This is a genomic window from Nonomuraea sp. K271 (assembly GCF_009908215.1).
Taxonomy (GTDB): Bacteria; Actinomycetota; Actinomycetes; order Streptosporangiales; family Streptosporangiaceae; genus Nonomuraea; species Nonomuraea longispora.
This window is the reverse complement of record NZ_JAAAHR010000130.1, coordinates 21,173-28,237: the sequence shown is the minus strand read 5'-3', so window position 1 is coordinate 28,237 and position 7,065 is coordinate 21,173. Positions and strand designations below refer to the sequence as shown.

Here is a 7,065-nt window from a genome sequence, read left to right as displayed (position 1 = left end):
TGACCACACTGCGTGTACCCGCACCCTGGCAGGTTACCGCCGCCACGCACCCGGGAGCTGCCCGGCCCGCGTAGCATGAAGGTATGAACCCTCCCGGATCGTGGTGCGAGCGTCCCAAGCCGCAGGCTCCCTCGTGCGAGCTCCCGTCCCCGTGGAGTAAGCCGAAGCAGCCGCACAACTGGTGCGAAACCGACAAGAACGACCCCGTGGTGTCGGTCCTGCGCGTCGTCCTCAAGGCCGCCAGGCGCTAGCTTCGCGCTTTTCAGCGGGTGATAGAAGGCCGGTTGTCTGGGTAGTCGCCTTCCGCAGCGGAGGAGGCGATCGTCGTGAACGACACCCACAAGCTGGTCAACGACCTCTCCGAGCAGGTCTCCAGACTGGTCAGGGACGAACTGCGCCTGGCCAGGATGGAGCTTCAGGAGAAGGGCAGGCACGCGGGATTCGGCGCGGGGCTGTTCGGCGCGGCGGGCGTGGTCGCGTTGTTCGGCGGTGGCGCGCTCGTGGCCGCCGTCGTCATGCTGCTCGCCCTGTTCCTGCCCGGCTGGGTGGCCGCCGCGATCGTCGCGGTGGTCCTGTTCATCGTCGCCGCCGTACTCGGCCTGACCGGCAGGAAACAGGTGAAACGCGCCGGTCCGCCGGTCCCGAGGGAAACCCTCGCGAGCGTCAGAGCCGATATCGACATGGTCAAGGAGAAGGCACGACGATGAGCGAGACCGATCCCGGATACACCGGGCAGCAGCACGCAGGAGACGTCGGCGCGCACAGGGCGACCGTTGGCACGTCGACGGAGCGCGAGTCCGTCAACGTCCCCCCGACGCGGCCGGGCGCGGCGGAGAACGCGAGGCAGGCCGAGGCCGCCCGCGAGGAGCACGAGGTTTTCATCCCCGAAGCCCCCGTCGCCGATGAGCGGTCAGAGGCCGCGCGGAACCAGCGGACCGAGGAGGAGTCGCTCAGGGGAGAGGGCGGGGCGGACGACGAGGAAGAGGACGACGTGCGCAAGGACATTCAGCAGACCCGCAGAGACCTGGGCGAGACCGTCAGCGCGCTGGCGGGCAAGGCCGACGTGAAGTCCCGGGCCGGCCACGCCGCGCAGACGGCCAGGGACAAGGCGGGTCACGTGGCCGAGACGGCCAAGGGCAGGGCGGGTCGCGTGGCGGAGACTGCCAGGGGCAGGGCGGGACACGCGGCCGAGACGGTCAGGGGCAAGGCCTCGGACGTGGCGGGCAAGGCCCGTGAGAGCACCCCTGAGCAGGCCAGGGACGTCGCCGCGCAGGCGAGGAAACGACCCGTGCTGCTCGTCGCCGCCCTCGGCGCCGTGCTCGGCTTCATGGTGCGCAGGATGATGATGAAGCGGCGTGCCAGGCAGCAGGCGGCCCGGCCGCGGTGGCTCAGGAGGATGTGACGTTCGCGGTGGCAGGGTGCGGCCGCGGTAGTTCGATGTGACGTGGGTCCGCTCGGTGAGCGACACCATGTCACTCAACATGGCGACACTCTGTCGCGAAAAAGGACCGGATAAGCTCCAGATCATGGACTTCATCCGGGTGCGCGCGTCCGCCGACGGGGCGGAGACGATCTCCTACTGGACCGGCGACGTCTACGGGTGGCAGGACGACGACGGTCCGCACCACCTGTTCGGGTTCGAGGGGCTCAACGTGGCCAGGGCGGTCGAGACGGACGGCGGCTGGCAGCTGCTGACCAGGGAGGCCGCGCTCTATCTCGACCCGCGGACCCGCGAGGTGCTCGACACCTGGGACAACCCGCTGACCGGGCGGGCGGTCGAGGTGCAGCACGTCTTCAACGACCCGGTGAACCAGCGGCTCGGCGCCTATCCGGTGCCCGTGACCCGCATAGGCGACCAGGTCGTCTACAACGTCGACGTCCGGCTGGCCTACCCCTCGCCGCTCAAGGTCGCCGACTACCCCGACAACTCCGCGAGCGACACGTACCGCGCGATGGAGTTGTTCCAGTTCTTCGTCGCGGCGAAAGACCTCGGCTCCGGCGCTCCCGGAGTGCCGTGCGTGTTCTCCTGGTGCCGCGTCTCGCCGTGGCTGCCGTGGATGGCGATGGGACAGCGCGGAGGCGGGCTGGTCTACCACTGCAGGGGCGCCAAGGTGAGCGAGGTGCCGCGGCGGCTGAGCGAGCGGGTGGGGGAGCGGTTCCTGCACGCGCCCGCGGAGTGGTCGGGGCCCAACATGACGAGCTGGACGGCGTTCGCGGACCGGGCCGGCCGGTGAGCGCCGACCTCTTCTGCGAGATCGTCTCGGGCGAGCGACCGGCCCACATCGTGCACTCCGACGACGTGGCCGTCTCCTTCCTCGACACGCGTCCCGTCTTCAAGGGTCACGTGCTGGTCGCGCCGAGAGCCCACGTCGAGACGCTCACCGACCTCGCCGACGTCGGCCCGTTCTTCGAGCGGGTGCAGGCCATGGCGCGGGCGGTGGAGGACGGGCTGGAGGCCGACGGCACGTTCGTGGCGATGAACAACCGCGTCAGCCAGAGCGTGGCCCACCTGCACGTGCACGTGGTGCCGCGCAACAGGAAGGACGGCCTGCGGGGCTTCTTCTGGCCGCGTACGAAATACGAATCCGCCGACGAGGCCGCCTCCTACGCCGACGCGATCGCCGTCGCCCTGCGACGCACTCGTTAAGCTCAGGCCGCGTGGAGTACCTCGTCGGGGTCGCCGTCGTGGCCGTGCTCGTCAGCGTGCCCGCGATCGTGTTGTGGCGGGTCATGCGGGGCCGCAGGGAGCTCGGCACCAGCCCGGCGGAGCGCGCCACGTTCGAGACCCTGCACACCGCTTCCCTGGCGGGGCCCCCGCTGCGGGCCGGGCTGACCGCCGACGGCGCCGAGCGCGCCTCCCGGCACCTGCGGGCCCTGCTCGGCTCCGCCGCCGTCGCGATCACCGACAGTGAGCGGCTGCTGGTGTACGACGGCGCCGGAGACGACCACCATGCCGCCGCGGCCTTCGAGCACGCCGAGGCGACCCTGCAGGACGGCCGCACCCAGGTGCTGACCATCGAGTGCGACCTGCTCGAATGCCCGATCAGGCAGGCCGTGGTCGTGCCGCTCACGACCGACGACCGCGTGGTCGGCGCGCTGGCCGCCTACGGGCAGAACGCCTCGGCCGGGCTGGTCAGGGCCGCGCAGGAGGTGGCCGGCTGGGTCGACTCGCAGCTGGAGCTGGCCGAGCTGGACCGCTCGCGCACACTGCTCATGGAGGCCGAGGTGCGGGCGCTGCGGGCGCAGATCTCCCCCCACTTCATCTACAACTCCCTGACCACGATCGCCTCCTTCGTCCGCACCGACCCTGAGCGGGCCAGGGAGCTGCTGCTGGAGTTCGCCGACTTCACCCGCTACTCCTTCCGGCGGCACGGCGAGTTCACCACGCTCGCGGAGGAGCTGCGCTCGATCGACCGCTACCTGATCCTGGAGCGGGCCAGGTTCGGTGACCAGCTCCAGGTCACGCTCCGCATCGCGCCCGAGGTGCTGCCGGTCGCGGTGCCGTTCCTGTGCCTGCAGCCGCTGGTCGAGAACGCCGTCAGGCACGGTCTGGAGAGCCGCAACGGCGTCGGCCGGATCACGATCGTCGCCGAGGACGCCGGCGCCGAGTGCCGCATCAGCGTCGAGGACGACGGGCTCGGCATGGACCCCGACAGGCTGCGCCGCATCCTCGCAGGCGACATCGCCCCCAAGGGCGGCGTCGGCCTGGCGAACGTGGACGAGCGGCTTCGCCACGTGTACGGCGACGACTACGGCCTGTCCGTCGAGACGGGCGCCGGCGCGGGCACCAAGGTCAACATCAGGTTGCCGAAATATCACCCAGGCGTCTCTGCCCGTTGACCTCGATCTTTCTTGTCGGTTTTATCACTGTCTATGGCACAACTACGGGTCCTCGCGGTCGATGACGAGCTGCCGGCCCTCGAAGACCTGTCCTACCTGCTCCGCGCCGATCCCCGTATCGGCGAGGTGGCGACCGCCCGGGACGGCGCGGCGGCGTTGCGCCTGCTCGACCGGGCCATCGCCGACGGCAGGCCGATCGACGCGGTGTTCCTCGACATCCGGATGCGCGGGCTCGACGGGGTGGTGCTCGGGCGGCTGCTGTCGCAGTTCGCGAACCCGCCGCGCGTGGTGTTCGTGACGGCGTACGAGGAGCACGCGGTGGACGCGTTCGAGATCAAGGCGGAGGACTACCTGCTCAAGCCCGTCAGACCCGAGCGGTTGGCCGAGGCGATCAGGCGCGTCGCGGTCTCGGCCGACGTGCCAGTGGAAGGTGGTGAGACGGACACGATCCCGGTCGAGCTGGGCGGGGTCACCCGTTTCGTGTCCAGCGCCGACGTCATCTACGTGGAGGCGCAGGGCGACTACGCGCGGCTGCACACGGCAGGGGGCAGCCACCTGGTGCGCATCCCGCTGGCGACCCTGGAGGAACGGTGGGCCTCGGCCGGGTTCATGCGGGTGCACCGCAGCCACCTGGTGGCCGTGAAGCACATCGAGGAACTGCACATCGACTCGGGCAAATGCACGGTCCGGGTCGGCGACACCGAGATCCCGGTCAGCCGCCGCCACACGCGCGAGCTGCGCGACCTGCTGGTGCGCCGCGCCAGGGCCAGGAAAGGCAGGCCCGATTGACTTCCTCCCCAGGGCTGAAGCCGGGGGATTCCAACCGTCGCCGGTTGAACTTCCTGCTTCACCGCCAGCCGCCCGCCAGGCTTGCGCCCTTGAGGTCCTACATCAGCTCCACAGGCGTTTCAGCTCTCCGCCAGCCCGGCGGCGAGCACGTTCTGTGCCGCGTTCACGTCTCGGTCGTGGATCGCGCCGCAGGCGCAGCGCCATTCCCGCACGTTCAACGGCAGTCTCTCCCGCAGTGTCCCGCAGGCCGAGCACAACTTGGAGGACGGGAACCAGCGGTCCACCGCCCCGAGCGTCCGCCCGTACCAGGCCGCCTTGTACTCCAGCATCGAGCGGAGTTCCCGCCAGGAGGCCTCGCCGCTGCGCTTCCACGCGGTCAGCTTGGCGGACGACTCCACGTAAGAAGTGCGTGTGTTCGATCTGCGGCGCCGTACTGCGTTTCCTCGCCAACGCTGAAGACCGGGGTCCGCACGCTTAAGGAGATTCGATGAGCCAGGAGCCCCGCCGTCAGGATGCCCGCCCGGTCCGCAGGACGCCCCTGTCGCGTGAGGCCACCTCGCGGCGGATCACCGTGACGAGCCCGCGCACCACCGCCGCCCGCCGGCCCCGCTACCCGGCCACCCGGGAGATCGACGAGCAGACCGGGCTCGGCGAGGTCTACATGCGCTCGCTGCTGCGCACCCAGTTCAGGCTGGCGCTGTTCGTGTGCACGGTGCTGGCCTGCGTGATCGGCGGGCTGCCGCTGCTGTTCCTGCTGATGCCCGACCTGAGCGAGGTGCACCTGCTGGGCGTGCCCCTCGCGTGGGCGGTGCTCGCTGGGTTGATCTACCCCGCCTTCGTCGTCGGCGCCTGGTTGTACGTGCGCCAGGCCGAGCGCAACGAACGCCACTTCTCCGACCTGGTCGAACGCCGGTGAGCAGGGACGCATCCCGGGCGGAGCCGGGCGCATGAGCCTGACGGCGGTGCTGGTGGTCGTGGTCGCGGCCATCCTCATCGGGGCGTTCGGGATCAGGGTCTCGCGCACCACCTCCGACTTCTACGTCGCCTCCCGCACCGTCAGCCCGCTCTGGAACGCCTCCGCCATCGGCGGCGAGTACTTGTCGGCGGCCTCCTTCCTGGGCATCGCCGGGCTCATCCTGTCGTTCGGCGTGGACATGCTCTGGCTGCCCGTCGGCTGGACCGGGGGCTACCTGGTGCTGCTGGTGCTGGTGTCGGCGCCGCTGCGGCGCTCGGGGGCGTACACGCTGCCGGACTTCGCCGAGGCCAGGCTCGAGTCGATGATCGTGCGCCGCACCGCGAGCGTGCTCGTCGTGCTGATCGGCGGGCTCTACCTGATGCCGCAGTTCCAGAGCGCCGGCCTGGTGCTGCGGACCATCACCGGCGCGCCCGTGTGGGCCGGCGGGCTGCTGGTCGCGGGCGTCGTCGCGGTGAACGTGTTGTCGGGCGGCATGCGGTCCATCACGTTCGTGCAGGCCTTCCAGTACTGGCTCAAGCTGACCGCGCTGGCCGTGCCGCTGGTGTTCCTGCTGATGGCCTGGCAGGCCGACGGAGCGCCGGGGGTCACCGCGCTGGACGAGGCCACCTGGCAGGTGCCGCTGGGCGGCGGCAAGGAGTACGGGGTCTACACGACGTACTCGCTGATCCTGGCCACCTTCCTGGGCACCATGGGGCTTCCGCACGTGCTCGTGCGGTTCTACACCAACCCCGACGGGAGGGCCGCGCGCCGCACGACCCTGGTGGTGCTGACGCTGCTCGGCGCCTTCTACTTGCTCCCTGCCGTGTACGGCTGGCTGGGCCGCATCTACGCGCCCGATCTGGTGCGGACGGACGCGGTCGTGCTGACGCTGCCCTCGCGCATGATCGGCGGTACGCTGGGCGACCTGCTGACGGCGCTCGTCACGGCCGGGGCGTTCGCGGCATTCCTGTCCACCTCGTCCGGGCTGACCGTGTCCGTGGCGGGCGTGATCGCGCAGGACCTGCTCAAGGGCGGGGTGCGCTCGTTCAGGATCGCCACCCTGATGGCGGTGGCGGTGCCGCTGGTCCTGGCGTTGTGGGCGCGGGCGCTGCCCGTCGCGGACGTGGTGGGGCTGGCCTTCGCGGTGGCGGCCTCGTCGTTCTGCCCTCTGCTCGTGCTCGGCATCTGGTGGCGGCGGCTGAGCACCACGGGGGCGCTGGCCGGGCTGTTCGTGGGCGGCGGGCTGGCCTGCGCGGCGGTGCTCGTCACGATCACCGCCGGGCCGTTCGACGGGCCGGCGGGGGCGCTGCTGGCCCAGCCGGCCGCCTGGACGGTGCCGATCGCGTTCGCCGTGATGGTGTCGGTGTCGTTCCTGACCCCGGACCGTGTGCCGCTCGGCGTGGCCAGGACGATGGTCAGGCTGCACACGCCCGAGGCCCTCGACCTCGACCGCGGCGACTGGCGGCCACGCTCCTCCTGAA

At 70.8% G+C, this 7,065-nt stretch carries 9 protein-coding genes and 1 pseudogene; 9 read left to right on the top strand and 1 reads right to left on the bottom strand.

Annotated elements, in window-relative coordinates; all coding sequences use genetic code 11:
* Window positions 1–83: 83 nt before the first annotated feature.
* From GUY59_RS33655 to GUY59_RS33625, 7 genes are all read left to right on the top strand, one after another.
* Window positions 84–251: a hypothetical protein gene (locus GUY59_RS33655; RefSeq protein WP_161714827.1), complete on the top strand. Its 168-nt coding sequence runs from the start codon at window positions 84–86 to the stop codon at window positions 249–251.
* Window positions 252–326: 75 nt separating this feature from the next.
* Window positions 327–707: a phage holin family protein gene (locus tag GUY59_RS33650; protein ID WP_132335723.1), complete on the top strand. Its 381-nt coding sequence runs from the start codon at window positions 327–329 to the stop codon at window positions 705–707.
* On the top strand, window positions 704–1,402 hold the full coding sequence (locus tag GUY59_RS33645) for a DUF3618 domain-containing protein (protein ID WP_138204859.1): 699 nt from the start codon (window positions 704–706) through the stop codon (window positions 1,400–1,402). The genes GUY59_RS33650 and GUY59_RS33645 overlap by 4 nt, the downstream gene beginning before the upstream one ends.
* Window positions 1,403–1,526: 124 nt before the next feature.
* Window positions 1,527–2,234 carry a DUF1838 family protein gene (locus GUY59_RS33640; RefSeq protein ID WP_138204861.1) on the top strand — a complete coding sequence of 236 codons (708 nt, stop codon included), beginning with the start codon at window positions 1,527–1,529 and terminating at the stop codon, window positions 2,232–2,234.
* A complete protein-coding gene (locus GUY59_RS33635) occupies window positions 2,231–2,647 on the top strand; it encodes an HIT family protein (RefSeq protein WP_138204863.1) in 417 nt (138 codons plus the stop codon). Before GUY59_RS33640 ends, GUY59_RS33635 begins: the two co-directional genes overlap by 4 nt.
* An 11-nt stretch (window positions 2,648–2,658) precedes the next feature.
* Entirely contained in the window at window positions 2,659–3,840 is a 1,182-nt protein-coding gene (locus GUY59_RS33630) for a sensor histidine kinase (RefSeq protein WP_138204865.1), read from the top strand.
* A gap of 33 nt (window positions 3,841–3,873) precedes the next feature.
* Complete coding sequence (locus tag GUY59_RS33625) at window positions 3,874–4,629, top strand: LytR/AlgR family response regulator transcription factor (protein ID WP_138204867.1); 756 nt, start codon at window positions 3,874–3,876, stop codon at window positions 4,627–4,629.
* Window positions 4,630–4,664: 35 nt separating this feature from the next.
* Here GUY59_RS33625 and GUY59_RS33620 read toward each other — a convergent pair.
* Window positions 4,665–4,985 (bottom strand): annotated as a pseudogene (locus GUY59_RS33620) (zinc ribbon domain-containing protein); the annotation flags it as partial.
* A 131-nt stretch (window positions 4,986–5,116) separates the two neighbouring features.
* Here GUY59_RS33620 and GUY59_RS33615 point away from each other — a divergent pair.
* On the top strand, window positions 5,117–5,545 hold the full coding sequence (locus GUY59_RS33615; RefSeq protein WP_201761652.1) for a hypothetical protein: 429 nt from the start codon (window positions 5,117–5,119) through the stop codon (window positions 5,543–5,545).
* 31 nt (window positions 5,546–5,576) lie between these two features.
* Window positions 5,577–7,064, top strand: coding sequence for a sodium/solute symporter (locus GUY59_RS33610; RefSeq protein WP_132335733.1), 1,488 nt, complete (start codon window positions 5,577–5,579; stop codon window positions 7,062–7,064).
* The last annotated feature ends 1 nt before the right edge of the window (window position 7,065 follow it).